21 protein-coding genes are annotated in these 25605 nt (G+C 67.4%); 20 read left to right on the forward strand and 1 reads right to left on the reverse strand.

Features of this window, described 5'->3' with window-relative positions; all coding sequences use genetic code 11:
• Positions 1-62 precede the first annotated feature (62 nt).
• The 20 genes from C4K38_RS15305 to C4K38_RS15400 all read left to right on the forward strand — a co-directional run bounded on the left by C4K38_RS15305 (position 63) and on the right by C4K38_RS15400 (position 24300).
• Positions 63-587, forward strand: coding sequence for a cupin domain-containing protein (locus C4K38_RS15305; RefSeq protein WP_053279104.1), 525 nt, complete (start codon positions 63-65; stop codon positions 585-587).
• Between the two features lie 158 nt (positions 588-745).
• The gene (locus C4K38_RS15310; protein WP_053279105.1) at positions 746-1180 is read left to right on the forward strand and encodes a nuclear transport factor 2 family protein; all 435 of its coding nucleotides are present in this window, start codon (positions 746-748) and stop codon (positions 1178-1180) included.
• A 306-nt stretch (positions 1181-1486) separates the two neighbouring features.
• The gene (locus C4K38_RS15315) at positions 1487-3628 is read left to right on the forward strand and encodes a TonB-dependent receptor family protein (protein WP_231998541.1); all 2142 of its coding nucleotides are present in this window, start codon (positions 1487-1489) and stop codon (positions 3626-3628) included.
• A gap of 62 nt (positions 3629-3690) precedes the next feature.
• On the forward strand, positions 3691-5421 hold the full coding sequence (locus C4K38_RS15320) for an ABC transporter substrate-binding protein (protein WP_081001507.1): 1731 nt from the start codon (positions 3691-3693) through the stop codon (positions 5419-5421).
• Positions 5418-6350, forward strand: a complete 933-nt coding sequence (locus C4K38_RS15325) for an ABC transporter permease (RefSeq protein WP_053279106.1) — start codon at positions 5418-5420, stop codon at positions 6348-6350. Before C4K38_RS15320 ends, C4K38_RS15325 begins: the two co-directional genes overlap by 4 nt.
• A gap of 19 nt (positions 6351-6369) precedes the next feature.
• A complete protein-coding gene (locus tag C4K38_RS15330) occupies positions 6370-7638 on the forward strand; it encodes an acyl-CoA dehydrogenase family protein (protein WP_053279107.1) in 1269 nt (422 codons plus the stop codon).
• A gap of 23 nt (positions 7639-7661) precedes the next feature.
• Positions 7662-9005 carry an LLM class flavin-dependent oxidoreductase gene (locus tag C4K38_RS15335; protein ID WP_053279108.1) on the forward strand — a complete coding sequence of 448 codons (1344 nt, stop codon included), beginning with the start codon at positions 7662-7664 and terminating at the stop codon, positions 9003-9005.
• 28 nt (positions 9006-9033) lie between these two features.
• The gene (locus C4K38_RS15340) at positions 9034-10086 is read left to right on the forward strand and encodes an NADP(H)-dependent aldo-keto reductase (RefSeq protein ID WP_053279109.1); all 1053 of its coding nucleotides are present in this window, start codon (positions 9034-9036) and stop codon (positions 10084-10086) included.
• Between the two features lie 29 nt (positions 10087-10115).
• A complete protein-coding gene (locus C4K38_RS15345) occupies positions 10116-11012 on the forward strand; it encodes an ABC transporter permease (protein WP_124345281.1) in 897 nt (298 codons plus the stop codon).
• Positions 11009-12679: a dipeptide ABC transporter ATP-binding protein gene (locus C4K38_RS15350; protein ID WP_053279110.1), complete on the forward strand. Its 1671-nt coding sequence runs from the start codon at positions 11009-11011 to the stop codon at positions 12677-12679. The genes C4K38_RS15345 and C4K38_RS15350 overlap by 4 nt, the downstream gene beginning before the upstream one ends.
• 157 nt (positions 12680-12836) lie before the next feature.
• Positions 12837-13325, forward strand: a complete 489-nt coding sequence (locus C4K38_RS15355) for an AAA family ATPase (protein ID WP_053279111.1) — start codon at positions 12837-12839, stop codon at positions 13323-13325.
• Between the two features lie 155 nt (positions 13326-13480).
• On the forward strand, positions 13481-15163 hold the full coding sequence (locus C4K38_RS15360) for an ABC transporter substrate-binding protein (RefSeq protein WP_053279112.1): 1683 nt from the start codon (positions 13481-13483) through the stop codon (positions 15161-15163).
• The gene (locus C4K38_RS15365) at positions 15160-16137 is read left to right on the forward strand and encodes an ABC transporter permease (protein ID WP_053279209.1); all 978 of its coding nucleotides are present in this window, start codon (positions 15160-15162) and stop codon (positions 16135-16137) included. The genes C4K38_RS15360 and C4K38_RS15365 overlap by 4 nt, the downstream gene beginning before the upstream one ends.
• Positions 16134-16997, forward strand: coding sequence for an ABC transporter permease (locus C4K38_RS15370; RefSeq protein ID WP_053279113.1), 864 nt, complete (start codon positions 16134-16136; stop codon positions 16995-16997). Before C4K38_RS15365 ends, C4K38_RS15370 begins: the two co-directional genes overlap by 4 nt.
• The gene (locus tag C4K38_RS15375) at positions 16994-18706 is read left to right on the forward strand and encodes a dipeptide ABC transporter ATP-binding protein (protein ID WP_053279114.1); all 1713 of its coding nucleotides are present in this window, start codon (positions 16994-16996) and stop codon (positions 18704-18706) included. Before C4K38_RS15370 ends, C4K38_RS15375 begins: the two co-directional genes overlap by 4 nt.
• A gap of 26 nt (positions 18707-18732) precedes the next feature.
• Positions 18733-19941, forward strand: coding sequence for an acyl-CoA dehydrogenase family protein (locus C4K38_RS15380; RefSeq protein WP_053279115.1), 1209 nt, complete (start codon positions 18733-18735; stop codon positions 19939-19941).
• A 2-nt stretch (positions 19942-19943) separates the two neighbouring features.
• Complete coding sequence (locus C4K38_RS15385; protein ID WP_053279116.1) at positions 19944-20492, forward strand: GNAT family N-acetyltransferase; 549 nt, start codon at positions 19944-19946, stop codon at positions 20490-20492.
• Positions 20493-20527: 35 nt separating this feature from the next.
• On the forward strand, positions 20528-21892 hold the full coding sequence (locus C4K38_RS15390) for an MFS transporter (RefSeq protein ID WP_124345337.1): 1365 nt from the start codon (positions 20528-20530) through the stop codon (positions 21890-21892).
• Complete coding sequence (locus C4K38_RS15395; protein ID WP_053279117.1) at positions 21889-22401, forward strand: GNAT family N-acetyltransferase; 513 nt, start codon at positions 21889-21891, stop codon at positions 22399-22401. Before C4K38_RS15390 ends, C4K38_RS15395 begins: the two co-directional genes overlap by 4 nt.
• 84 nt (positions 22402-22485) lie before the next feature.
• Positions 22486-24300, forward strand: a complete 1815-nt coding sequence (locus tag C4K38_RS15400; protein WP_053279118.1) for an ABC transporter ATP-binding protein — start codon at positions 22486-22488, stop codon at positions 24298-24300.
• Positions 24301-24563: 263 nt separating this feature from the next.
• Here C4K38_RS15400 and C4K38_RS15405 read toward each other — a convergent pair whose 3' ends face one another.
• Positions 24564-25472, reverse strand: a complete 909-nt coding sequence (locus C4K38_RS15405; protein WP_025808930.1) for a LysR substrate-binding domain-containing protein — start codon at positions 25470-25472, stop codon at positions 24564-24566.
• Positions 25473-25605 lie beyond the last annotated feature (133 nt).

Below are 25605 nucleotides of genomic sequence, written 5' to 3' on the forward strand. Positions count from 1 at the left end.
CCCGGGGCGCCAGGGCGAGGCACTGCTACGCTGGGAGCAACTCCCTGACCTGTGACCCCGACATGACTGACCAGCCTCCGCACAAGCCTGCTTGCAGCGCCCAACAACTGCTGACCGCCCTCAACCTGGAGCCGCACACGGAAGGCGGTTATTACCGCAGGACCTTCCAGGCGGACCAGCGGCCGATGCTCGCCAGCGCGGGTGGGCAGCGTTACTTGATGACCTCCATCTATTACCTGCTGACCGGGGATTCGCCCATCGGTCACTTCCATCTGAACCAGTCCGACATCCTGCATTACTTCCACCTCGGAGACGCCCTCGAATACTACTTGGTGTTCCCGGACGGCCGCCTGCAAACCCTGGTGATGGGCAGCGATGTGTTGGCCGGCCAGTGCTTGCAGCTGCACGTTCCCGGCGGCGTGTGGAAGGCCTCGCGGCTGTTGTCCGGAGCGGTGGGCTACGGCCTGATCAGCGAGGCGGTGTGCCCCGGGTTCGACTACGCGGACATGCAGCTGGGCTGCAAGCGCCAGCTCAGCGAAGGCTTCCCGCAGCACGCCAGACTGTTCGAGCAACTCTGCCAGGCCTGAGGCCGTCACGGGGATTGCTCATTGCGATCAGTCAAGTGTCACTTGCGATCATTGTTGCCTGTCGCCCCCGGCGCTTATGGTGGGCCGGTCAGTCACTGTCGAACGACAGCTCCCCAGTCCTGCAAGAGCCCAACCATAACAAGCGACAGGAGAACACCATGTCCGATCTGCAACTGCACCCCCAGGCTGCCGCCTCCCTGCAACGCTGGCATGCCATGCTTGCCCAGGGCGACCTGAGCGCCTTGCCTGAACTGCTGGATGCGAGCGTGGTATTCCGCTCGCCCATGGCCCATACGCCTTACCCGGGCGCGCCGGTGGTCTCGACCATCCTCAATACCGTGTTCAAGGTGTTCAGCGACTTCACCTATCACCGTGAACTGGTCACCGCCGATGGCCTGAGCGTGGTGCTGGAATTCAGCGCCCGGGTCGGCGAGCGGCAGCTCAAGGGCATCGACCTGATTCGCTTCGACGAAGCCGGCAAGATCGTCGAGTTCGAGGTGATGGTCCGTCCCATGAGCGGTCTGCAGGCCCTCGGCGAAGAAATGGCGCGCCGCCTGGCGCCCTATCTGGCGGCGAGCAAGGCGTCTGGCTGAGCGGACCCGCGAGAGCAGGGCGGCCAGCCATTGGCCAGGAAAACGGGCGCCGTGGCAGGCGCCCGTTTTTCATGAGGCTCACCGGCAATCGACGGGCCGGACGCCTCCAGCTGTCCGCCAGGCAACAGTGGCTGAACACTCACGTCGTTTTGCAACAACCCGCTTGCTCCAGCCAACTCCTTGAAAGCCAACAGATAAAGCACTTTGCCATTTGGCATGGTCGGTGCATTGGCCCAAGGGAGATTGACTATACCTATAGAAACTCGCCTATTTTTTAATCAGGTGGGGAGCAAGACCTTGAAGCATGTGTCTCTGACAACAGCCGCGACAACCGCAACAACCTTCCGTCATTCCTCTTTATTCGCCGTAGGCACCGCGGTACTTGGCCTGGCCACTGGGGCCTCGGCCGCCGAGACTCCGGTGGCCGGCGAGAAGCGCCTGGGCACGGTCACGGTCGAGGCGGCCAAGCAGACCGCCGCGCAAGCCGCCCAGGCGGCACTGGACGAGATCCCCGGCGGCACCAGCCTGGTGACCCAGGCCGAGGTGGAGAAGGGCCGCTCGGCGACCCTCGAAGACACCCTGGCCTATCAGCCCGGGGTGTATGCCCAGGCAGCCGGCGGCAACGACGCGATCAAGATTTCCATCCGCGGCTCCGGGGCCAATACCTCGCCGGGTTATTTCCGCGAGGGCACCAAGTTCCTGTTCGACGGCCTGGCCCTGACCGGCCCCGGCGGCACGCCCTATGAACTGCTGGATACCCAGGGCCTGAACTACACCGAGGTGCTGCGCGGAGCGAATGCCTTCGAATATGGCGCCTTGTCCCTGGGTGGTGCGATCAACTTCGTGACCAATTCGGGGCTGACCGCGCCGGGTAACCGGATCAAGGTCGAGGGCGGCAGTTTCGGCTGGCAGAAACAGACCCTCAGCACCGGCGGTGTAGTGGGGGATGGCGATTACTTCGTCAGCGTCGACAATTCGCGGCGCGACGGTTACCAGGATTTCACCTTCACCAAGGCCAAGGGGGTGGTGACCAACTTCGGTTATCGCTTCAATCCGAAGCTGGAAACCCGCCTCTACGTGCGCTACCGCGAGGAGTACCACGAGAACTCCGCACCGCTGACCCGCGCGCAGATCAAGCACGACTCGTCGAAGACCACCGCCGCCGTGCGCGATGCCCGGGGCGACTCGACCAAGCGCGGCTCGACCTGGGTCGGCAGCAAGACCACCTATACCTTCGACGACGATGCCACCCTCGAAGCCGGGCTGGTGTACCACAACTACCCGCAGATCCTCAGCCGCCAGAGCAGCGTCAACCCCAACTACTGGGACTGGCGCGACATCAACTATTCGCTCAAGTACAGCCGCCACGACCAGGTGTTCGGCCTGCCGAGCACCACCACCGTCGGTTGGAGCAGCACCGAGCATATCCGCTCCGGGGTGCGTACCTACCGGGGCGACAAGGACCTGGGCGTGCTGCAGAAACAGGTCGAGTACGACGGCTCGTTCGACCATGTGTTCACCCTCGGCAACGACCTCGGCCTGACCGACAACCTGTACCTGTCCAGCGGGCTCTCGGCGATCGAGATCAAGCGCGATATCAACGTCACCTTCAGCGACCGCGCCAACACCAGCGGCCTGCCGGATCATTACCGCTATGACGAGTGGAAGCTCGCGCCGCGCGCCGGCCTGCGTTATTACCTGACCCCGGATGTCCAGGTGTTCGCCAACGCCAGCCGCTCCATCGACCCGCCCAGCTCCTGGTCCAGCTCCGGTTCCGGGGTCACCAGCAACTACGCCAAGCCGCTGGTGCCGCAAAGCGCCAACACCTTGGAGTTCGGCATCCGTGGCAAGAACGCGATCTTCGACGGCAGCCTGACCCTGTACAAATCCTGGATCAAGAACGAGCTGCTCAACGTCGAGGTGCTCCCGGCCACCCGTACCACGGCCGCGGTGGTCTCCACCTCGAACGCCACGCCGACCATTCACCAGGGCGTCGAGGCCGGGCTCACCACGCGGCTCTGGCAAGGCGGCAACGGCGATGTGCTGAGCTGGCGCCAGGCCTATACCCTCAACGACTTCCACTACCGCAACGACCCGCTGTTCAGCCAGAACGAGCTGCCGGGCCTGCCCAAGCATGTCTACCAGGGCGAACTGTTCTACCAGTACGCCAACGGCTTCTACGCCGGGATCAACGTGCGCGCGGTGTCGAGCACCGCGGTGGACTACGCCAACACCTTCTACGCCCCGTCCTACACCCTGTGGGGCGCGCGCTTCGGCTACGACGACCCGGGCAAGAAGTGGCAGCTGTACCTGGACCTGAAGAACCTCACTGACCAGAACTACGTGACCGCCGTGCTGCCGACCTACAACGCCAACGGCCGCGACACCGCGTCGCTGTACCCGGGCGACGGCTTCGGTGCCTTCACCGGTATCGCCTACAACTTCTGAGCCAGCGCGGCTGCTGCCCGGCGCGTCCCACGACGGCGGCCGGGCAGTGGCGGGAGACAGCAATGACCCTGACCACAAGGCTCGCCCGCCTGGCGGCGCTCGTCGCCGTGATGGCGCTGGCCGCCTGCAAGCCGGTTGGCGAGGCGCCGCGCGGCAACGGTGCCCTCGGTGACGGCCAACCGAGTGACGGCCGGCTGGGCAACGGCAGCCTCAGCTACGCCGCCGAGGACTACCGTGAAAGCGCGCCCGGCAAACCTGGCGGCACCCTGCGGGTGACGACCTCGTCCGACACCACCACCCTCGACGTGCATTCGATTTCCCACGGCAATGTGCAGTGGCTGGGGCGGATCCTGTTCGACTGCCTGCTGTACCAGGATGAGCAGGGCAATATCTCGCCCTGGCTGGCCAAGTCCTGGGAGATCTCCGCCGACGGCAAGACCTACACCTTTCACCTGCGCGACGATGTGACCTTCAGCGACGGCGAGAAATTCAACGCCCGGGCGCTGCAGGTCAACCTTGAACACATGCGCGACCCAGCCACCAAGTCGCCATTGGCGGCGGCCTACATCGCGCCCTATGTCGACGGCCGGATCGTCGACGAGTACACCTTCGAGGCGCATCTGCGCGAAGCCTATTCGCCGTTCCTCGACGTGCTCGCCCAGTCCTGGCTGAGCATGATCTCGCCGCGGCAGATCCTCGAGGCGCCGAAGACCATCGCCGAACGGCCGATCGGCTCCGGGCCCTTTGTGCTGGAAAGCTACACCCGCGACCAGGGCGCCAGCTTCGTCCGGCGCCAGGGCTACAACTGGGCGCCGCCGGTCACACGGCACCAGGGCGAAGCCTATCTGGAACGCCTGGAGCTGAGCATCGTGCCCGAGCCGATGATCCGCTTCAGCGCCCTGGAGTCGGGCCAGTCGGATTTCACCGTGGACGCCCCGGCGCAGAATGCCCGGGCCATCCGCGCCAACCCCGAGTTGCAGATGCGCAGCCGGATCCGCAAGGCCAACCCGTTTCGCAGCCTGACCTTCAACGTCGAGCGTTTTCCCTTCGAGGACGTGCAGGTGCGCCGGGCGGTGGCCAAGGCCATCGACCGCGAAGGCCTGGCCTGGATCACCGGGTTTGGCGAGTACCTGCCCAAGGGCGATTTCCTCGCTGCCAACACCCGCTACTACGACCCGGCGTTCAAGGATGTGCTGGCGTACGACGTCGACGCCGCCAACCGCATCCTCGACCAGGCCGGCTGGAGCCAGCGCGATGCCCAGGGCTATCGGGTCAAGGCTGGCCAGCGGCTGGCGGCGCGGCTGTTGACCTACGAAACCGGGGCTTTTCCCAGCAGCGTGCCGGTGGCGATCCAGGCCGACCTGAAAAAGATCGGCTTCGAGATGGCCATCGACCAGTTGCCCCTGGCCCAGGTCACCGAGCGCCGCTACGCGAGCAACTTCCAGGCAATCGCCGGCGGCTACTGGCACACCAACACCCCGGACGGCCTGTTCATCCTCTACCACAGCCAGGCGATCAGCACGCCCAAGCTGATCGGGCAGAACGCCGGGCGCTTCCGGGATACCGAGCTGGACCGGGCCTTGTCCGCCGCTCGCCAACTGCAGGATCCGGTGGCGCTGGCCGCGGCCTACCGGATTGCCCAGCAACGCCTGGTGGAAACCGTGCCCGCTGTGCCGGTGTTCGAAAGCCACGTGCTGGTGGCCTATCGCAAACAGGTCAAGGGCCTGATTTTCGACACCTCCCACAACACACCTTTTTTCACCAGCGTCTGGCTGGACCAGGAGGCCCGATGAACAGCCTGCGACTCGTCCTGCGCCGATTGTTGTCCGGGATCGGCGTGCTCTGGGGCGCCGCGACCCTGACCTTTCTCGCGCTCAACCTCAGTGCCGGCGACCCGGCCCTGGCGATCCTCGGCGGCCCGGAAGCCATGCCCAGCGCCGAGCTGATTGCCCGGGTGCGCGCCGAATACGGTCTCGACCAGCCGCTGATCGTGCAATACGGCCAGTACCTAGGGCGCCTGGCCCAGGGCGACCTGGGCGACTCCTATCGCCTGCGGATCCCGGTGGTGCAGGCAATCGGCGGGCAACTGGCGGCCACCGTGCAACTGTCGCTGGCCGCGGCGCTGCTGGCGGTGCTGCTGGCGATCGGGGTGGCGGTGCTGACCGCCAACCGCGCGCGCTGGATTCGCTCGCTGGCGTCCGGCACCGAGCTGGTGCTGTCGTCGGCGCCGTCCTTCGTCATCGGCCTGGCCCTGCTGCTGGTGTTCGCCTTCGGCTGGCACCTGTTGCCGCCTTCCGGCTCGAAGGGCTGGCGCGCGCTGATCCTGCCGAGCCTGGCCCTGGCGCTGCCGATCGCCGCGGTGCTGGCCCAGGTCTTGCGCCAGGAGCTGGAAGACATCCTCGAGCAACCCTTTATCGCCATGGCCCGGGCCCGCGGCCTGTCCGAGACCGGGGTGCGCCTGCGGCATGCCCTGCGCCACGCGCTGGTGCCGCTGGTGACCCTCTCCGGGTTTGTCTTCGCCAGCCTGCTCGGCGGGGCAGTGGTGATCGAGCTGCTGTTCGCGCGCCAGGGCATCGGCCGGTTGATGCTCGACGCGGCGAACAGCAAGGACGTGCCGTTGCTGCTGGGGATCACCCTGCTGGCGGCGGCGATTTATGTGGTCGTCAACTTTCTGGTCGACCTGATCAATCACTGGGTCGATCCGCGCGCGAAAGCCGTGTGACGCCCCGCAAGGACCTGTCATGACTGCACATCCACCCAAGCCCCAGTCTTACTCCGCGTTGCACGAGCGCTTGCGCCCGTTGTTCGAGCGCATCGCCGCCGGCGCCATCGAGCGCGAGCGGCAACGCAGCCTGGCGTTCGACGCCGTCGGCTGGCTGCGCGAAGCCGGGTTCGCGGCGTTGCGGGTGCCGGTTGCCCACGGCGGCGCCGGCATCGGCCTGCCGGTGCTGTTTCGCTTGCTGATCGACCTGGCCGCGGCCGACTCGAACCTGCCGCAGATCGTCCGCGCCCATTTCGGTTTCGTCGAAGGGCGCCTGTCCAGCGGCGACAGCGCGTCCCAGGCCTACTGGTTCGCCAAGGTGCTGGACGGTCAGCTGTGGGGCGCGGCCATGGCCGAGCGCGGCGACAGCACCAGCAACTCGGTGCGGCTCAGCGCCGCCGACCCGCAGAATCCCGGCGCCGGCTGGCTGCTGGATGGCGAGAAGTACTACTGCACCGGGGCGATCTACGCCGACTGGGTCGCCGCCGTGGCCATGCTGGAGGAGGATTTCGTCAGTGTGGTGGTGGCGGTGGACGCCCCCGGGGTCAGCCGCGAAGACGACTGGGACGGCTTCGGCCAGCGCCTGACCGGCAGCGGCACCACCCGTTTCCAGCAGGTCGCGGTGCCCAGCGAGCATGTGCTGCGCCGCTTCAAGCCCGGCGAGCTGCGCGCCGAGTCGTACCTGTCGGCCTTCTACCAGCTGTTCCACCTGGCGACCCTGGCCGGCATCGCCCGCGCGGTGCTGCAGGACGCCACGCTGTTCGTCCAGGGCCGCACCCGCGCCTTCGGCGTGCCGGGCCAGTCCAGCCCCAAGGACGATCCCCTGGTGCAGCGGGTGATCGGGCGCCTGTCGAGCCTGGCCTATGCCAGCGAGACCCTGGTGCTCGGTGCCGCGGAGGTGCTCGAAGGCGTGCACCAGGCCGAACTCGCCGGCACGGTGCGGGAGTCCGACTACGTCGAGGCGGATATCCGCGTGTACCAGGCCCAGCAGATCGTTCTCGAACAGGCGCTGGAAGCCACCACCTTGCTCTTCGAAGTCGGCGGGGCCTCGGCCACCAGCCAGGCCCGGCGCCTCGACCGACACTGGCGCAACGCCCGCACCCTGGCTTCGCACAACCCGGCGATCTACCGCGAGCGGGCGCTGGGCAACTACTACCTCAACGGCATCAGCCCGGGCGCTGCCTGGCGCGCCCTGCATGAGCAGGACGCGGCCAGCGGCGGCGCGCGCGATGAAGCCAGCGCCGTCTGAACCCCACCTTTGCAGGAGTGACCATGAGCCAGCTTGAGCAGCAGATGAGTATCGGCATGAACATCCTCGGTTTCGGCGCCCACGCCGCGGCCTGGCGCAAGGCCGAAGTGGCGGCCGACGCTTACCTGGACATCGAGTATTACCGCAACATCGCGCGGATTTCCGAGCGCGGTTGCCTGGATGCGATCTTCCTCGCCGATGGCCCGGCGCTGGTCGGCGATGTCGCCCGGCAACCGGCCGGGCGCCTGGAACCGACGGTGCTGCTGACCGCGGTGGCCCTGGCGACCCGGCATATCGGGGTGATCGCCACGGCGTCGAGCAGCTACAACGACCCGTACAACCTGGCCCGGCGTTTCAGTTCGCTGGACCATATCAGCGGCGGCCGCGCGGCCTGGAACGTGGTGACCAACGCCGGCGACGCCGCGGCGCAGAACTTCGGCCTGGCCGGCGCGCCACGGCATGTCGACCGCTATGCCCGGGCCGACGAGTTCATCGACGTCACCCTCAAACTGTGGGACAGCTGGGAAGACCACGCGGTGATCGCCGACGCCGGGAGCGGGCGCTTCGCCGATCCGGCGAAGATCCATGCCATCGACTTCGTCGGCCAGCACTTTTCGGTCAAGGGTCCGCTGAACCTGCCGCGTTCGCCCCAGGGTCGCCCGGTGCTGGTCCAGGCCGGCTCGTCGGAAGGCGGCAAGGCCCTGGGCTCGCGTTACGCCGATGCGATCTTCACCACCCAGACCACCCTGGTGGACGGCCAGGCGTTCTATCAGGAAATGAAACAACGCGCGCGGCAGTGGGGGCGCAACCCCGAGCACCTGAAAATCATGCCGGGACTGTCCACGGTGATCGGCAGCACCGAGGCCGAGGCCCAGGCGCGTTTCGACCAGCTCAATGCCTATCACGGCGAAGAGGGCCTGTTGCAACAGGTCGCCTCGCGGGTGGGCCTGGCGGTCGAGGAGCTGGACCCGGACGCGCCCTTGCCGTGGCAGCGGATCGGCCCGATCGAAGAGTTCGAGCGTGGCTCCCATGGTTTCCTCGAAGCCCAGTTGAACCTGGCGCGCCGGGAAAACCTCAGCATCCGCGAATTGTCGCGCCGCATCCTGGTGGGCCACCGCCTGCTGGTGGGCACCCCGGAGCAGGTGGCCGACAGCCTGGAGCACTGGTTCCGCGCCGGCGCCGCCGACGGCTTCAACATCATGCCGGACGTGTTCCCGTCCGGGGTCGAGGCCTTCGTCGACCACGTGGTGCCGCTGCTGCAGAAGCGCGGGGTGTTTCGCCGCGAATACCGCGGCAGCACCTTGCGCGAGCACCTCGGCCTGCCGTATCCGGCCAGCCAGTACCAGCAGGCGGCCGTCGCCGTTTGAACCCATCCATCACCGACCTGGACAGACCATGGACTACCGCACACTTGGCAACAGCGACCTGAAGGTCAGCGCACTCGGCCTCGGCAGCATGACCTGGGGCCACCAGAACAGCGAGGCCGAGGCCCACCGGCAACTCGACGAGGCCCTGGCCCACGGCGTCAACCTGATCGACACCGCGGAGATGTACCCGACCCCGACCCACGCCGAGACCTGGGGCAGCACCGAAGGCTTTATCGGCAGCTGGCTGGCCAGTCGCGGGCGCCGCGATTCCATCGTCCTGGCCAGCAAGATCATCGGCCCGGCGCGCCAGCCAGGGGTGGGGGCACATATCCGCGACGGCCTGACCCGCCACGACCGCCGGAACATAGTCCAGGCCCTGGACGGCAGCCTCAAGCGCCTGCGCACCGACTACCTGGACCTGTACCAGCTGCACTGGCCGGACCGCACCACCAATATCTTCGGCCAGCGCGAATACCCCTATGTCGACGACCCCGAGGCGATTGCCATCGGCGAGACCTTGAGCGTGCTCGCCGAACAGGTGGCGGCGGGCAAGATCCGCCATATCGGCGTGTCCAACGAAACCCCGTGGGGCGTCGCGCAGTTCCTGCGCCAGGCCGAGATCCTCGGCTTGCCGCGGATCGTCAGCATCCAGAACCCCTACAGCCTGCTCAATCGCCTGTACGAGGGCGGGCTCTCGGAGTTCAGCCACCGCGAAGGCGTCGGCCTGCTGGCCTATTCGCCGCTGGCGTTCGGCGCGCTGACCGGCAAGTACCTGGGCGGGGCGCGGCCAGAGGGCTCGCGCCTGTCATCGCTGTACCGCAGCTTCAACCGCTACGACAGCCCGAGCGCACAGCAGGCGATAGCCGCTTATGTCGAGCTGGCGGCGGACCTGGCGGTCAGCCCGGCGCAACTGGCCCTGGCCTATGTGCTGGGCAAGCCCTTCGTCAGCAGCGCGCTGACCGGGCAGACCTCGCTGAGCCAGTTGCAGGAAAACCTCGGGGCCCTGGCGCTGTGCCTGGATGCCCAGGCGCTGGCGCGTATCGAGCAGATCCACGGGACCATCCCCAACCCGGCGCCCTGAGCGCCAACCCTTAGCCTGTGGAGGTGCCCATGGCGCCCATCAATCAAAGCACGCCGACGCCGGTCGGCCTGATCCAGACGGTGCCCTTGTTCGCCGCCAGGCGCCCGCGGGTTCGCGGCTGGGTCGCGCGTCCCGGGTTGCTGCTGGCCGGGCTGTTCGTGGTCCTGCTGTTGATCGCCGCGCTGCAACCGGCCTGGCTGGTGGCCGGCGATCCGCTGGCGGCCAATGCCCGCGAGGCGTTCCGGGCCCCGGACAGCCTGTACTGGCTGGGCACCGACGAGAACGGCCGGGACATCCTCACCCGGCTGGTCTACGCCGTGCGTCCCTCCCTGGTGCTGGGGCTGGCGGCGACCGCCATCGGCCTGCTGGTCGGCACGCTGTTCGGCCTGCTCGCCGGCCTCGGCCCGCGCTGGCTGGACGGTGCGGTGATGCGCCTGGTGGATGTGCTGCTGGCGTTTCCCGACCTGCTGCTGGCCCTGGTGATCATCACCTTCTTCGGCCAGGGCCAGCTCAACACCATCATTGCCGTGGGCATTGCCAGCGTGCCGCGCTACGCCCGCCTGGTGCACGCGCAAACCCTGGTGGTGCGCGGCGCGGCCTATGTCGAGGCAGCGACCACCCTGGGCCTCGGGCGATCCGCGGTGATCGCCCGGCATGTGCTGCCCAATGCGATCAAGCCGATCCTGATCCTGGCCACCATCGGCATCGGCGGCAACATAGTCGCCGGCGCGGCCCTGAGCTTTCTCGGTTTTGGCGCGCCGCCACCGGCGCCGGAGTGGGGCGGCATGCTCGCCATCGGCCGCAACTACCTGGGCAACGCCGGCTGGCTGGTGGCCTGGCCGGCCCTGGCAATCACCTTGACCGTGGTGTCGATCAGCGCGATCGGCCGCGAACTGCTGCGGCGCAGCGAAGGAAAACACCTATGAACCTCATTCCAGAAGGCCCCGAGCCGCTGATCCGGGTCAGCGACCTGCAGGTGCGCTTCGGCATCCATGCCGCGCCCACGCTCAAGGGCATCAGCTTCGAACTGCGGCGCGGCGAATGCCTGGCCCTGGTGGGCGAATCCGGCTCGGGCAAGAGCGTCACCTCGCGCACCCTGGCCGGGCTGACCGGAGCCAACGCGCTGATCCAGGCCAGCCGCCTGGAGTTCGCCGGGCAGGACCTGCGGCGCTTCGATGAGCGCGCCTGGCGACGGATACGCGGGGCGCAGATCGGCTTTGTCATGCAGGACGCCCTGGGTTCCCTCGACCCGCTGCGCCCGGTGGGCAAGGAGATCGCCGAACCCCTGGAGCTGCACAGCCCGCTGGACCGGGCACAACGCCAGGCGCGGGTACTCGAACTGCTGCGCGCGGTGGGGGTGCCGGAGCCCGAACTGCGCGCCCGCCAATACCCGTTCCAGCTCTCCGGCGGCCTGCGCCAACGGGCGCTGATCGCCTCGGCGATTGCCTGCAATCCACGGCTGCTGATCGCCGATGAGCCGACCACGGCCCTGGACGCCACGGTGCAGGCCCAGGTCCTCGGCCTGCTGGAATCCCTGCGCGGCGACAGCACCGCGATGCTGATCGTCAGCCACGACCTGGCGGTGGTCTCGCGCCTGGCCAACCGGGTGGCGGTGATGCACAACGGGGTGATCGTCGAGCAGGGCAGCGTCGAGGAGGTGCTGCACGACCCGCAGCATCCCTACACCCAATTCCTGCTGCGCGCGGGCAGGGCGGTGCATTTCCGGCGCCCCGCGCCGAGTCCGCGGCCGGTCCTGAGCGCGGTGGCGCCGGCCAGGGCCGAGGCGCCGCCGCTGTTGCAGGTGGATAAATTGAGCAAGGCCTTCAAGGGCCCGGACGGGCGCCTGCGCAGGGTGGTCGACGGAGTTTCCCTGCAGCTGCGCCGGGGCCAGACCCTGGGCATAGTCGGCGAGTCCGGCTCGGGCAAGACCACCCTGACGCGGATGATCCTCGGCCTGGAGACCCCGGACAGCGGCGATATCCAGCTGCTGGGCCAGCCCTGGCTGAGCTTGCCTGATGCGCAGAAACGCCAGCTGCGGCGCAGCATCCAGGTGGTGTTCCAGGACCCGCTGAGTTCCTTCGATCCGCGCTACAGCGTGCAGCGGGTGCTGTTCGAAGCGCTGCAGGTGGCCGGGCATCCGCGCCGTGACTGGGCGCACAAGGCCGCGGAGCTGCTGGGCCTGGTGCGCCTGGATGCGGCCTTGCTCGGCCGGCGCCCGCTCGAACTGTCCGGCGGTCAGCGCCAGCGGGTGGCCATCGCCCGGGCCCTGGCGGCCGGGCCGCAGATCCTGGTCTGCGACGAGCCGGTGTCGGCCCTCGACGTGTCGGTGCAGGCGCAGATCCTCGAACTGCTCGACGACCTCAAGCAGCGCCTGGGCCTGGCCTGCCTGTTCATTTCCCATGACCTGGGGGTGATCAACCATGTCAGCGACGCGGTGCTGGTGATGAAGGACGGCCGGGTGGTGGAGGCCGGGCCGGTGCGCGAGGTGTTCGACCATCCGCAGCATCCCTACACCCTGGCCTTGCTCGACGCGATCCCGCACCTGGAAAGCGGCCGGCGCACCTCCTTCGAATTTCTCAAGCTGGCGATCTGAAACCTGTGGCAGTACCTGTCTTTCGAGACCGCCCGCGACCCGGCGCCCGTTACCGCGACCTGACGGCGTTGAAGGCTCCGACAGCGGCGCTGCGTTTTGCCTCGGCCGGTTCCTGAGGCCGACTGTCATCAGCCACATCCAGTAGGCAGGAGTCGAGATGGAGAATATTGCCCAGGTCATCAACCCCGACGACTACCTCGAAACCGAGTTTGGCCGCGAGTTCACCCCCGAGCGCAACAAACAGGCCTGGGCGTTGGCTTACGCGCGGCTGGAAACGGAGCTGGCGAGGGCCGCCGCGGGTGCCCGCCTGTATGTGGTCATGGGTGTGCAGGGCGCGGGCAAGTCGCGCTGGGTCGCGGAGAATGCCGAACGGCTCGGCGCCCGGGCGATCGTCTTCGACGCGGCCTTGCCGGCCCGGCGGCATCGCCAGCATCTGCTGGCACTGGCCCGGCAGTACGCGGTGCCGGCGATCGGTGTCTTCGTCCGCGCTTCCCTGGAACAGGCGCTGTCGCGCAATGCGCGGCGCGCCTTGGACAAGCGCGTGCCCGAGGCGGCGTTGAAAAGTGTCTTCGCCATGCTCGAACCGCCCTGCGAGTCGGAGGGTTTCCTGCGGGTGGAAGCGGCGGGTGAGGGCGACCTCGGCTGAGGCGTCGACGGCACTGTTGCTCAGCCAACAGCGGCCGAACAGATTGTTTGCCTGCCACCTCTGCAACACCGGCCACAGCGCCTGTTTACGGGACGCAAAACCCGGCATGCCTTGTGCAATAGCCTGGTTCCCGGACCCAAGGCCTACCAGCACCCATGCGAGAACCCGCCCAGCCTCTGCAACGCCACAGCCCGCGACCCAGGTCGCCCAGGATCTCCCCCCACATCGCTTTCGCCACCCTTTGCAGCCTGTTGCTCGGCTGCGGCCAGGACAGCTCCACGGTGACCCGCAGCCCCCAGCCGGTGAGCGGCGGCACCCTGGTCTATGCCACCGACCGCGAGCCGACCTGCCTCGACCCCCATGTAGCGGGTGACATGCCGCAGGTGTTCGTCGCCCAACAGTACCTGGACTCCCTGGTCTCGATGGACGAGCAGGGCCGCATCGGTCCCTGGCTGGCCAAGAGCTGGGAAGTGTCCGCCGATGGCCTGAGCTACAGCTTCCATCTGCGCAACGATGTGCATTTCACCGACGGCACGCCGTTCAATGCCGCGGCGGTCAAGGCCAACCTCGATCACATGGCCAACCCGAAGACCCAGTCCAGCACCGCCGGCGGTTACATCCGCCAGTATCGCAGCACCGAGGTGCGCGACGAGTTCACCGCGGTGGTCCACCTGGCCACACCCTATGCGGCCTTTCTCGAAGTGCTGGCCCAGGGTTTTCTCGGCATCCAGTCGCCCACGGCGCTGCTGCGTCCGCGCGATGTGAATTGCGAGAGCCCGGTGGGCAGCGGCCCGTTCAAGGTAGTGCGCTGGGAACGCCAGAGCCAGGTGGAACTGGTGCGCAATCCCGACTACAACTGGGCGCCGCCGACGGCCAGGCACCAGGGGCCGGCCTGGCTGGAGCGCATTGTGTGGAAGTTCATCCTCGAGCCTTCGGTACGTTTCGCCTCGCTGCAGGCCGGCGAAGTGGACGTGATCGAGGCGCTGCCGCCGGAGTCCCATGAAGCCGCGCGGCGCAATCCGGACCTGACCCTGATCATCGCCCAGCGCCCGGGCAACCCCACCAATGGCACCCTGAACATCACCCGCGCGCCGTTCGACGACCTCCGGGTGCGCGAGGCCTTTGTCCGTAGCGCCGACATCGAAGGCGCGTTGAAAAGCGTGTACTTCAGCGAGTTTCCCCGGGCCGGCGGCCCGCTCAGCCCGGCGACCCGTTTCTACAGCGCCGACTTCCAGCACGCCCAGGACTACGACCCGGCCCGCGCCGCGCGCCTGCTCGACGAGGCCGGCTGGACCCAGCGCGACAGCGAGGGCTACCGCACCCGCAACGGCCAGCGCCTGCAGGTGCACGTGGTGATGGGCAACCGCACGCCGCCGTCGGAATACACCCTGTGGGAGCAGGTGCAGGCCACCACCCGCCTGGCCGGTTTCGAGCTGATCGTCGAACAGATGAGCGATGTCCAGGCAACCAAGCGCCAGGCCGACTGGGACTACGACATTCGCCTGGGCTACTGGAACACCAACACCGCCGATGTGCTGCGGATCATCTTCAGTTCCGAGTTCATCCGTCCGGCCGGGGTCGGCGGTTATCACCAGAATACCGCCGGCTTCAATGACCCGGTCTTCGACGGGATCCTCCAGCAGGCCCTGGCCACCCAGGACGCCGAACACCGCCGGGGCCTGTATTACCAGGCCCAGCAAATCGCCTCGGCGCAGTACCTGCAGCTGACCACTTACCCGCAGAGCACGCGGCTGGGGATCTACAAGACCACCCAGGGCGTGCGGCTGGAGCCGTCGCTGGCGGTGACTTATCTCTATGACGCATGGGTGAACAAATGAGCCGCACAACCCTGTCCCCGCGCCGCGAGTGCCTTGCCCGCCTGGGGCGCCGCGCCTTGTGGCGACTCGCCGGCGGCATCCTGGTGCTGTGGGCGGTTGCCACGCTGACCTTCTTCGCCTTGCGCCTGATGCCCGGCGACCCGGTGCTGGCGATCCTCGGCGGCCCGAGCGGCAACCCGACCGCGGAAACCATCGCCGAAGCCACCCGCGAGTACGGCCTGGATAAACCCTTGCCGGTGCAGTACGCCCTGTACCTGGGGCGCCTGGTGCAGGGCGACCTGGGCATTTCCTATTCCCAGCATTTGCCGGTGACCCGGGTACTGGCACAGCAGTCCTGGCCGACCCTGGAGCTGACTTTCAGCTCCCTGGCCCTGGCCTGGCTGCTGGTGCTGGCCTTGACCGTAGTCACCGCCGGGCGCCGACGCTGGCTGGCCAGCCTGGCTTCGCTGGCGGAAACCCTGGCCGCCGCCTTGCCGCATTTCTGGCTGGGCATCCTGCTGCTGGCGCTGTTCGCGTTCGGCCTGCGGCTGTTCCCGCCGGCCGGCAGCGATGGTTGGCGCACCCTGGTGCTGCCGTCGATTGCCCTGGCGATTCCCCTGGCGGGGTTTATCGCCCAGGTGACCCGGGAATCCCTGGAGCTGACCCTGGAACAACCCTTTGTCCTGACCGCCCGCACCCGTGGCCTCAGTGATCTGGCCGTGCGTTTCAAGCATGCCTTGCGCCATGCGGTGCTGCCGGGCGTTTCCCTGTCCGGCTGGGCCATCGGCGCGCTGATCAGCGGCGCGGTGGTGATCGAGGTGATCTTTTCCCGCAAGGGCCTGGGGCGCCAGCTGTACCAGGCGGTGCAAGCCCAGGATCTGCCGCTGACCATCGGCATCAGCCTGGTGGTCGCCGCCGGTTATGTACTGGCCAACATTGTCGTCGACCTGCTGTACCAGTGGCTCGACCCGCGCCAACAGGGAAATCCGGCATGAGCGAACTGACCCTTGAAGCCACGCTGCCCCTGGTACGGGTCCAGCGCCGGGCAAGCAGACTGCGACCGGGGCCGCTGCTGGCCTTGGCTTTCCTGCTGTTGCTGATCGTCGCGGCGCTGCTGCCCCAGCTGTTCGCCCACAGCGACCCGCTGGCGATCGTGCCCCATGACGCGTTCCACCCGCCGAGCCAGGCCCATTGGTTCGGCACCGATCAATCCGGTCGCGACATCTTCTCGCGGGTGATCCACGGCACCCGTCAGTCGCTGCTTATCGGCCTGGCCGCCACCGCGCTGGCGATGAGCATCGCGATTGCCCTGGGCCTGCTCGGTGGCCTGGGTGGCGCGCGCATCGACCGCGGGGTCGGCTGGTTGCTGGAAGTGCTGTTCGCTTTCCCCAGCCTGGTCCTGGCGCTGCTGTTCGTGGCGATCTTCGGCAGCGGCATCGGTCCGCTGATCATCGCCACCGGCCTCGGCGGGGCGCCGGGCTACGCGCGGATGGTCCGTGGCCAGGTGCTGGCGGTGCGCAACGCGGGGTACATCGAGGCCGCCAGGGCCCTGGGGCATCCGCCGCTGCGCATCATCGCCCGGCAACTGCTGCCCAATGCCATGCGGCCGCTGATCGTGACCCTGACCATGGGCGTCGGCCAGGCCATCGTCTGGGCCTCGGCCCTGAGTTTTCTCGGCCTGGGCGCGCGGCCGCCGGCGCCGGAGTGGGGGACCATGCTGTCCATGGGCCGCGACTTCATCGCCAACGCCTGGTGGCTGACGTTTTTCCCCGGGCTGTTCATCGTCCTGACCACGCTGTCGACCACGGTCGCCGGCCGTTACCTGCAACAACGCCTGGAGGGCCGCCTGTCATGAACGACAAAGGCTTGATCGTCGAGGGCCTGTCCATCGAATTCGCCGGTCAGTGGGTGGTGCGCGACCTGTCGTTCACCCTTGAACCGGGCAAGACCCTGGCCCTGGTGGGGGAGTCCGGCTCGGGCAAGAGCGTTACCGCTCGCAGCCTGATCGGCCTGGCCGGCGCCGGGGCGCGGGTCACGGCGCGCACCCTGAGTTATGCCGGGCACGATCTGCTCAGCCTTTCCGAGCGCGGCTGGCGTGCCTTGCGTGGTCGGGGCATAGGTTTTGTGTTGCAGGACGCCCTGGTGTCCCTGGACCCGCTGCGCCCGGTGGGCAAGGAAATCCTCGAAGTGCTGGAGACCCATCGCTGGGGCGATCGCCGCAGCCGCCCGCAGCGAATGCTGGAGTTGCTGACCCGGGTCGGCGTGCCGGAGCCGCAGCTGCGAGCACGCCAGCGTCCCGATCAACTCTCCGGCGGGCTGCGTCAGCGCGCGTTGATCGCCAGCGCCCTGGCCCTGGACCCCGGCCTGGTGATCGCCGACGAGCCGACCACCGCCCTGGATGCCACGGTGCAGGCGCAGATTCTCCAGGTCCTGCAAGCGATCAAGGCCCGTGGCGACTCGCTGCTGATCATCAGCCATGACCTGGCGGTGGTGGCCCAGCTGGTGGACGAGGTGCTGGTGCTGCGCCACGGCGAGGTGGTGGAGCAGGGGCCGATGCGCCAGGTGCTGCGCGAGCCGCGGCATGCCTACACCCGGGCTTTGCTCGATGCGGTGCCGGCCGAGCATGCGCGGGGCACGCGGCTGTCGCCGCAGCAGGGCGCGCGGACGCTGGCGCCACGCCCAGGCAACGACTCGCCGGTACTGCTGCGGGCGAGTGGGCTGGGCAAGCGTTATGTCGGCCCCGACCAGCAATCGCGGCAGGTGGTCGACGACGTCAGCTTCGAACTGCGGGCCGGGCGCACCCTGGGCATAGTCGGCGAATCCGGCTCGGGCAAGACCACGGTCGCACGCATCGTGCTCGGGTTGCTGCAACCGGATGCCGGCGCGGTGTCTTTCCTCGACCGGCCCTGGGCCGGGGTCGACGACGGCCGGGTAGAAGAGCGAACGCGCCGGCTGTATCGGCGCGATATCAGCGTGATCTACCAGGACCCGCTGAGTTCGTTCGACCCGCGCTGGAGCGTCGGGCAGATCCTCGCCGATGCCCTGGATGTGGCGAAGGTCCCACTGGCGCAGCAGCCGGCGCGCATCGCTCAGCTGTTGAGCCAGGTGCGCCTGCCGGCGGAGCTGGCCGAACGCCGGCCGTTGCAGCTGTCCGGTGGCCAGCGGCAGCGGGTGGCCATTGCCCGGGCGATTGCCAGCAACCCCAAGGTGATCATCTGCGACGAGCCGGTCTCGGCCCTGGACGTCTCGGTGCAGGCCCAGGTCCTGGATCTGCTGGCGGACCTGCAGGCCGAGCTGGGCCTGGCGTACCTGTTCATCTCCCATGACCTGGGGGTGATCCGCCATGTCAGCGACGAAGTGCTGGTGATGCGTCACGGCCGGGTGGTGGAAAGCGCGCCGGTCGAGACCCTGTTCCACAGCCCGCGCCATGAGTACACCCAGCGCCTGCTGGGCGCCGTGCCACGCTTGCCCGGTTCGGGCATCAGCCTGGTGGTGCCGCCCCTGGAACCGGAAAGCGCGGTGCTGCTGTTCGACGAATCCCGGCTATGGAAAATCGCCATCTAACCCCGAATGTTGCACAAGGAAATGCCATGAGCAGGTTATCCGCTGTACCCGAACGCCCGATTGTCTCGGTGCAACAACTCAATACCCGGGCCGACCGGCTGTTGCCGGAGATCGCCCAGGGCGCCGCGCAACGCGAGCGCGAGCGACAGTTGCCGTTCGAGGCGGTGGCGCAGATCGCCAAGGCGGGCTTTTTCACCTGCCGGATTCCCGGGCGCTACGGCGGCTCGGGCGGCTCGGTCAAGGAGGTGATCGCGCTGCTGATCCGCATCGCCGCGGTGGACTCCAACGTGGCCCAGGCGTTGCGCCCGGGCTTCGGTTTTGTCGAGGGCCTGCTGGCTTCCCGCGCCGAGGGCGCGGAGGCCGAGCGCGAGCGCTGGTTCGAGCGCTACCTGCAGGGCGCGGTACTGGGCAACGCCGGTTGGGAGGTGGGCGGCGCCAACGGCTCGATCAGCGCGCGCATCGTCCGCGACGGCGCCCATTACCGGGCCAGTGGCAGCAAGTACTACAGCACCGGGTCGTTGTATGCCGACTGGGTCAGCGCGGTGGCCCTGGACGAGAACGACCAGCCGGTGTCCTTCGTCCTGCCCCGCGATCGCCAGGGCCTGGAGCTGCTGGACGATTTCGACGCCATGGGGCAGCGCCTGACCGCCAGCGGCACCACCCACCTGCACCATGTGCAGGTCTTGGCCGAGGAGATTCGCACCCGTACCGTGGAGGAGGGCAAGCGCACCATAGTCACGCCGTTCCTGCAGCTGTTCCTCGGCGCGGTACAGGCCGGTATCGCGCGCAATGCGCTGAACGACGCGGTGGCCTTCGCCAATGAGCATGCGCGGCCGATCAAGCACAGCAGCGCCGCGCGCTCGGTGGACGATCCCTATGTCGAACTCAGCGTCGGCGACATCTCGGCCCGGGCCTTCACCGCCGAAGCGGTGGTGTTGCGCGCGGCCGAATCCATCGACCGCGCCTGGGCCGCCGATCTCGATCCGCAGGCGGTGGACCGGGCCGCGGTGGACGTGGCCCAGGCGCAATACATCGCCGCCGAGTCGGCGCTCAAGGCGGCGGAGTTGGTGTTCGACGTCGGCGGCGCCTCGACCACCGGCCGCGGCCATAACCTCGACCGCCATTGGCGCAACGCGCGCACCGTGGCCAACCACAACCCCCGGCACTGGAAAGCCGCGGCGGTCGGTGCCTGGCAACTGAAGGGCACCCCACCGCCGACCTCGGGGTTGTTCTGAATATGGCGAGCGTTCAACTGCCGACGAGCCTGGACACCGCACGCCTGCGCCTGGTCAGGCCCGACCTCGAACTGGCGCCGCGGCTGGCCGAGGCGCTGAATGCCAGCTACGGGCTGCACCAGGACTTCCTGTCCTGGAGCAAGCCGCACTGGAGCACCGAGGACACCCGGGACAGCCTGCGGCGGGCCCTGGAAGACTTCCCGCAGCCGGCCGGGGAGAAGAAGTTCTTCCTGCTGTTGCGGGCTGAAACCGAGCCCTTGGTGGGCTGTGTCGGGCTCAAGCCACGGGCCGATGGCGAAGGCGGTTTCGAGCTCGGTTACTGGGTGCGCCAGGGCCATGCCCGGCAGGGCCTGATGAAAGAAGCGCTGGCCACCCTGATCGGGCAACTGGCCGGCCAGCCATTGGGGTTGACCACGTCGTCGGCCAACATTGCCAGCCAGAAGCTGGCGCAGGCCGCGGGGTTTCAATGCATACAAACAATAACGGCGGCCCGCAGGTCGGCGACCTTCGGTATCTGCGACACCCTGGTCTATCAACGCCCGATGCTTTGAGCCAAGGGGCGCAGGGCAGCCAGCGCCGGGTGCCGATGATCATCGGCTGCGCGCTGTTCATGGAGCTGATCGACGCCACCGCCGTGCTCACCGCGCTGCCGCAGATGGCCCGTGACTTCAACGAACCCAGCGTGCGGATGAACCTGGTGGTGTCCCTGTACCTGCTGGCCGTGGCGCTGTTCGTGCCGGTCAGTGGCTGGGCCGCGGACCGCTTCGGCCCGCGCCGGGTGTTCGTCAGCGCCATCCTGCTGTTCACCCTGGCTTCGGTGGCCTGTGCCAGCGCCGGTTCACTGTTGCAACTGTCGTTGGCGCGCCTGGCCCAGGGCGCCGCCGGGGCGATGATGGTGCCAGTGGGGCAGGTAATCCTGCTGCGCTGGTCGGCCCGGGACAACCTGCTGCGGGCCATGTCCTACCTGACCATTCCGGCGCTGATCGGCCCGGTGCTGGGGCCGCCCCTGGGCGGCCTGCTGGTGACCTTGCTGTCGTGGCAGTGGATCTTCCTGATCAATGTGCCCATCGGCATCCTCGGGGTGCTGCTGGTACTGCGCTACATCCCCGACTATCCCGGCGCCCGCGGGCGGCCCCTGGATGGCCTGGGGTTGCTGCTCAGCGGTGTCGGCCTGGGTGGCCTGGTCTTCGGTTTCGAGGCGTTCGGCCACGGCCTGCTGGAGCGGCATTGGGCGCTGGCGCTGATCGTCGCCGGGGTGCTTTGCGCCGCTTTGTACGTCAGGCATGCCAGGCGCGTGGCGCAGCCGCTGATCGATCTTTCGTTGCTGAGCATCCCGACCTTCCGCCTGAGTTTCTGGGGCGGCAACCTACTGCGCCTGGGCAGCGCCTCGCAGCCATTCCTGCTGGTGCTGCTGTTCCAGCTGTGTTTCGGCCTCAACCCGCTGCAGGCCGGGCTGCTGAGTTTTGCCAGCGGGGCGGGGGCGTTCCTGATGAAGCTGCTGGCGGTACGGATCGTCAGCCGCTTTGGCTTTCGCCGCACCCTGACCGTCAACGCGCTGCTCACCGGGCTGACGATAGCGGCCTGCGCCAGCTTCGATATTTCCACGCCGTACTGGGTGGTGATCCTGCTACTGTTTGGCAGCGGCATCATCCGCTCCCTGCAGTTCAGCACCCTGGGCGCCTTGACCTACGCCGACGTACCCGCCGAGCTGTCCAGCCGCGCCAGCAGCCTGGCGGCCATGACCATCCAGCTGAGCATGAGCCTGTCGGTGGGTGTCGCGGCGGCGCTGCTCAGCCTGGTCATGGCGCTGCGTGGCCACGCCGGCATCGCGGCAAACGACGTGGCCCTGGTGATGCTGGTCGGCGGTGTGTTCTGCGCCTTGTCAGCAGTGGTGTTCCGCAGGCTTTCGCCGGTGGCAGGTGCCGCCGTGTATACCGGAGGTAGTCAATGATTCGCGTTGCTTGTCCCACCGATGCCCCGGCCATTGCCCAGGTGCAGATTCGCAGTTGGCAACAGGCTTATCGTGGGCTGATGCCCGACGATTACCTGGCCGCCCTGGACCGCACCCAGGAGCAGCGCCAGGCCTGGTGGAAACAGTCGATCGAACAGGGTTCGCCCGAGGTGTTCGTGGCCCTGGTCGATGAACGAGTGATAGGTTGGATCGCGGTCGGCAGCAGCCGCGACGAGGACGTGAACCGGCGCGAAACCGCCGAGGTCATGGCCTTCTACTTGCTGGCCGAGCACTGGGGGACAGGTGTCGGGCGCACCCTCTGGGCAACGGCCGTGGAGCATCTGCGCGGCCAGGGTTTCCAGGCCCTGAGCCTGTGGGTGCTGCTCGACAATACGCGGGCCACAGGCTTCTACCGCAAGGCCGGGCTGCTGGCCGACAACAGCTCGCAGCGCAGCATAGCCAGGGGCGGCTGGGCGCTGGAGGAAATCCGCTACCGGGCAAGGCTTTGAACGCAATATTTCAACGGGCGCCAGCGCGCCCATTCTTGCCTGGAAGCTGCGCGGCCACAGGTTTTATCCAGGAAAGCATCGGTCATGGGTTCATCCTCCTCGCCTTCGCGCGACTACAACCACTGGAAAGTCCAGCATCTGCCTGCCACGCCGGCGGCTTTCGTGCGGTTTTTCGCCGGCCACTTCAAGCTTTGGTACCTGGCGATTCATCTGCGGCAGATCTGTGCGGTGGTCTGCACCATTCTCGTTCCCTGGGGCCTGGGGCAGATCACCCGCACGGTCAGCAACGGCCTGGACAGTGCCCACGCCTTCGAAGTGTTGCAGTGGCCCCTGACGTTGTTTGCCGCGCTGCTGGTGGGCGAAGTGCTGTTCACCCGGGCCGCCGCTGGTTGCCACATCCATGTGCTGCCGTTGCAGCGGCGCATGGTCACCCATGTGGTGTTCGCCTACCTGCAGCAGCATTCCCATCGCTTTATCAGCAATGAATTCGCCGGGGCCCTGGCGCACAAAGTCTCCGAGGTTGCCCTGGGGGTGAACCAGGCGCTGGGTATCCTGCTGTTCGACCTGATCCCCCTGGTGGCGACCCTGAGCCTGGCCACGGTGCTGCTGTGGAGCGCGTCACCGGTGCTGGCGCTGTTCATGGCCGCCTGGTCGCTGCTGTTCATCGCCATCGGCTACCTGCTGGCCCGGCGCAGCCACCCCCTGGCCCAGCAATACTCGGCGGCGCGCAGCACCAGCAACGGCAAGGTGGTGGACGCGGTGTCGAACCTGGCCAACATCCGCCTGTTTGCCCGGCATGCCTTCGAGCACCGCTACCTGGGCAGCTTCCTCGACAAGGAGGTGAAGGCGGCCAATCGCTCCCTGGGCTACATGGAGAAGATCCGCTGGTTCCAGACCAGCTGCGGCGTGGTGCTCAAGCTCGGCCTGCTGTTGCTGGCGCTGTACCTGTGGCGCAGCCAGCGCATCGATATCGCCTCATTCGTCATGGCCACCAGCCTGTCGCTGCTGATCATCAATGATGTCGGCAACCTGTCCCGGCGTTTCCTGGAGTTGTTCGAGGCCACCGGCAACATCGCCAACGGCGTGAACACCCTGATCCGTCCCCATGAGGTGATCGATCAACCCCAGGCCAAGCCCTTGCGGATCCAGCGCGGCGACATCGAGTTCCGCGATGTCGGCTTTGCCTACGGTACGGGGCCGGTGATTTTCCAGCAGTTGAATATCGTCATCCCGGCCGGGCAGAAGGTCGGCCTGGTGGGGGCTTCCGGCTCCGGCAAATCGACCCTGGTCAACCTGCTGCTGCGCCTGTATGACGTGCAGCAAGGCGCGGTGCTGATCGACGGGGTGGATGTGCGCAGCGTGACCCAGCATTCCCTGCACCAACAGATCGGCCTGATTCCCCAGGAACCGGGGCTGTTCCACCGCAGCATCCGCGAGAACATCCATTACGGTCGCCTGGACGCCTCGCCGGAAGAACTGGCGCAAGCCATCCACCGCGCCGGCGCCAGCGAGTTCATCGAGGGCATGGAACTGGGCTATGAATCGCTGGTGGGCGAGCGCGGCGTCAAGTTGTCCGGCGGCCAGCGACAACGCATCGCCATCGCCCGGGTGTTGCTGAAGAACGCGCCGATCCTGGTGATGGATGAAGCGACCTCGAGCCTCGACTCGATCACCGAGCGCTTTATCCAGGACAAGCTGGACGAAATCATGGAAGACAAGACCGTGCTGGTGGTGGCGCACCGCCTGTCCACCGTAGCCCATCTGGACCGGATCCTGGTGTTCGACAAGGGCCGGGTGATCGAGGACGGCAGTCACGAACAGCTGTTGCGCCAGGGCGGGCAGTATCATCGGCTGTGGCGTCGCCAGTTCGACGAGGTCCTGGACGAGTCGCCGGTTTAGGCGAAAACCGGGTGTTTAAAAAAGAGAAGCGGCGCGCTGCAAGATCGCGCTGTGCCCGCGCGGCGTTCGCTACGCCACCGCGGCCAACACCGCCTATGACACCAAGGGGCGGGACTCGGCGAATTTCTATCCGGGGGATGCGTTCAACCTCACCCCCGAGGTGGCGTTTCGTTTCTAGGAGCTAAAGGCCGACTTGCCAGGCCACGGCATCGCGCACGTTGATCGGGGACCGGGCAAGGCGGCAGAACCGCGTATTCGCGCGGTTATTCGCTGGGTTCCTGGGCAAAGGAGGTGGCGAGGAAGTCGATCAGCGTGCGTACCGAAGGGCGCAAGCCTCGGCGCGACGGGAACACTGCGGTGATCACCCCTTCGGCGGGTTGCCAGGACCCCAGCAGTCGCTGCAACTGGCCGCTCGCCAGTTCGTCGCGGACCACCGCCAGGGGCAGGTTGGCGATGCCGGCGCCTTCCAGCACTGCACTCTTGAGCACCGCCATGTCGTCGCTGAGCAGCCGGGGCGTGTGGACGATCTGTGCGGTCGCGCCGCAGGTGTCGCGCAATTGCCACCAGTGGCTGGACTGCCCGGCGCTGGTCCAGCCGATGCTGGGCAGCTCGGCCAGGTCCTCGGGGGACTCCAGCGGGCCATGGCGGCGGACAAAGTCTGAGCTCGCCACCAGTACCTGCGGGCTTTTGCTCAGGACCTTCATCACCAGCTCACTGTCGTCCAGCGGTGGAAAACACAGGCTCAGGGCGATGTCGAAACCTTCACTGATGATGTCGACCCGCCGGTTGTAGCTCTTCACATAGAGCTCGACAGCCGGGCACTGGACCATGAATTTGCCAATCAGTGGCGCCACCCAGTAGTTCAGCAGCGGGGTGCTGCAACTCAGCCTGACCACGCCCCGGGGTTCGGACCTGTTCTGTTCGATGAGGTCTTCGGCCGACTCTGCTTCGGCCATCATCGCCACGCAATGCCGGTAGTAGGCCTGGCCGATTTCGGTGACCTGGAATTGCCGGGTCGAACGCTGGATCAGGCGCACTCCCAGGCGGGTTTCCAGCTGGTTGACCCTGCGGCTCAAGGTCGACTTGGGCATGTTCAGCGCCCGGCCGGCCGCCGCGAAGCCGCTGTGTTCGACCACTTTGGCGTAAAGGAAGAGTTCGTTCAGATCGATCATCGACAATCGCGTTGTTCCAATAATGAGACGGTGCAGTCTAATTCAATGACTACCGGCACCCAAGGCCGACCACTAAGGTAGTGCCCCTGAGCCGATTTGCGCGGCTGGTGGGGCAGTCATGAGGCCCGTCCTG

The organism is Pseudomonas chlororaphis subsp. piscium, from assembly GCF_003850345.1.
GTDB classification, from domain to species: domain Bacteria; phylum Pseudomonadota; class Gammaproteobacteria; order Pseudomonadales; family Pseudomonadaceae; genus Aquipseudomonas; species Aquipseudomonas piscium.

Excerpts from the sequence above, each read along its gene's own strand:
- C4K38_RS15305 (WP_053279104.1), top strand. The coding sequence starts at position 63 with ATGACTGACCAGCCTCCGCACAAGCCTGCTTGCAGCGCCCAACAACTG.
- C4K38_RS15310 (WP_053279105.1), top strand. The coding sequence starts at position 746 with ATGTCCGATCTGCAACTGCACCCCCAGGCTGCCGCCTCCCTGCAACGC.
- C4K38_RS15320 (WP_081001507.1), top strand. The coding sequence starts at position 3,691 with ATGACCCTGACCACAAGGCTCGCCCGCCTGGCGGCGCTCGTCGCCGTG.
- C4K38_RS15325 (WP_053279106.1), top strand. The coding sequence starts at position 5,418 with ATGAACAGCCTGCGACTCGTCCTGCGCCGATTGTTGTCCGGGATCGGC.
- C4K38_RS15330 (WP_053279107.1), top strand. The coding sequence starts at position 6,370 with ATGACTGCACATCCACCCAAGCCCCAGTCTTACTCCGCGTTGCACGAG.
- C4K38_RS15335 (WP_053279108.1), top strand. The coding sequence starts at position 7,662 with ATGAGCCAGCTTGAGCAGCAGATGAGTATCGGCATGAACATCCTCGGT.
- C4K38_RS15340 (WP_053279109.1), top strand. The coding sequence starts at position 9,034 with ATGGACTACCGCACACTTGGCAACAGCGACCTGAAGGTCAGCGCACTC.
- C4K38_RS15345 (WP_124345281.1), top strand. The coding sequence starts at position 10,116 with ATGGCGCCCATCAATCAAAGCACGCCGACGCCGGTCGGCCTGATCCAG.
- C4K38_RS15350 (WP_053279110.1), top strand. The coding sequence starts at position 11,009 with ATGAACCTCATTCCAGAAGGCCCCGAGCCGCTGATCCGGGTCAGCGAC.
- C4K38_RS15355 (WP_053279111.1), top strand. The coding sequence starts at position 12,837 with ATGGAGAATATTGCCCAGGTCATCAACCCCGACGACTACCTCGAAACC.
- C4K38_RS15360 (WP_053279112.1), top strand. The coding sequence starts at position 13,481 with ATGCGAGAACCCGCCCAGCCTCTGCAACGCCACAGCCCGCGACCCAGG.
- C4K38_RS15365 (WP_053279209.1), top strand. The coding sequence starts at position 15,160 with ATGAGCCGCACAACCCTGTCCCCGCGCCGCGAGTGCCTTGCCCGCCTG.
- C4K38_RS15370 (WP_053279113.1), top strand. The coding sequence starts at position 16,134 with ATGAGCGAACTGACCCTTGAAGCCACGCTGCCCCTGGTACGGGTCCAG.
- C4K38_RS15375 (WP_053279114.1), top strand. The coding sequence starts at position 16,994 with ATGAACGACAAAGGCTTGATCGTCGAGGGCCTGTCCATCGAATTCGCC.
- C4K38_RS15380 (WP_053279115.1), top strand. The coding sequence starts at position 18,733 with ATGAGCAGGTTATCCGCTGTACCCGAACGCCCGATTGTCTCGGTGCAA.
- C4K38_RS15385 (WP_053279116.1), top strand. The coding sequence starts at position 19,944 with ATGGCGAGCGTTCAACTGCCGACGAGCCTGGACACCGCACGCCTGCGC.
- C4K38_RS15390 (WP_124345337.1), top strand. The coding sequence starts at position 20,528 with ATGATCATCGGCTGCGCGCTGTTCATGGAGCTGATCGACGCCACCGCC.
- C4K38_RS15395 (WP_053279117.1), top strand. The coding sequence starts at position 21,889 with ATGATTCGCGTTGCTTGTCCCACCGATGCCCCGGCCATTGCCCAGGTG.
- C4K38_RS15400 (WP_053279118.1), top strand. The coding sequence starts at position 22,486 with ATGGGTTCATCCTCCTCGCCTTCGCGCGACTACAACCACTGGAAAGTC.
- C4K38_RS15405 (WP_025808930.1), bottom strand. The coding sequence starts at position 25,472 with ATGATCGATCTGAACGAACTCTTCCTTTACGCCAAAGTGGTCGAACAC.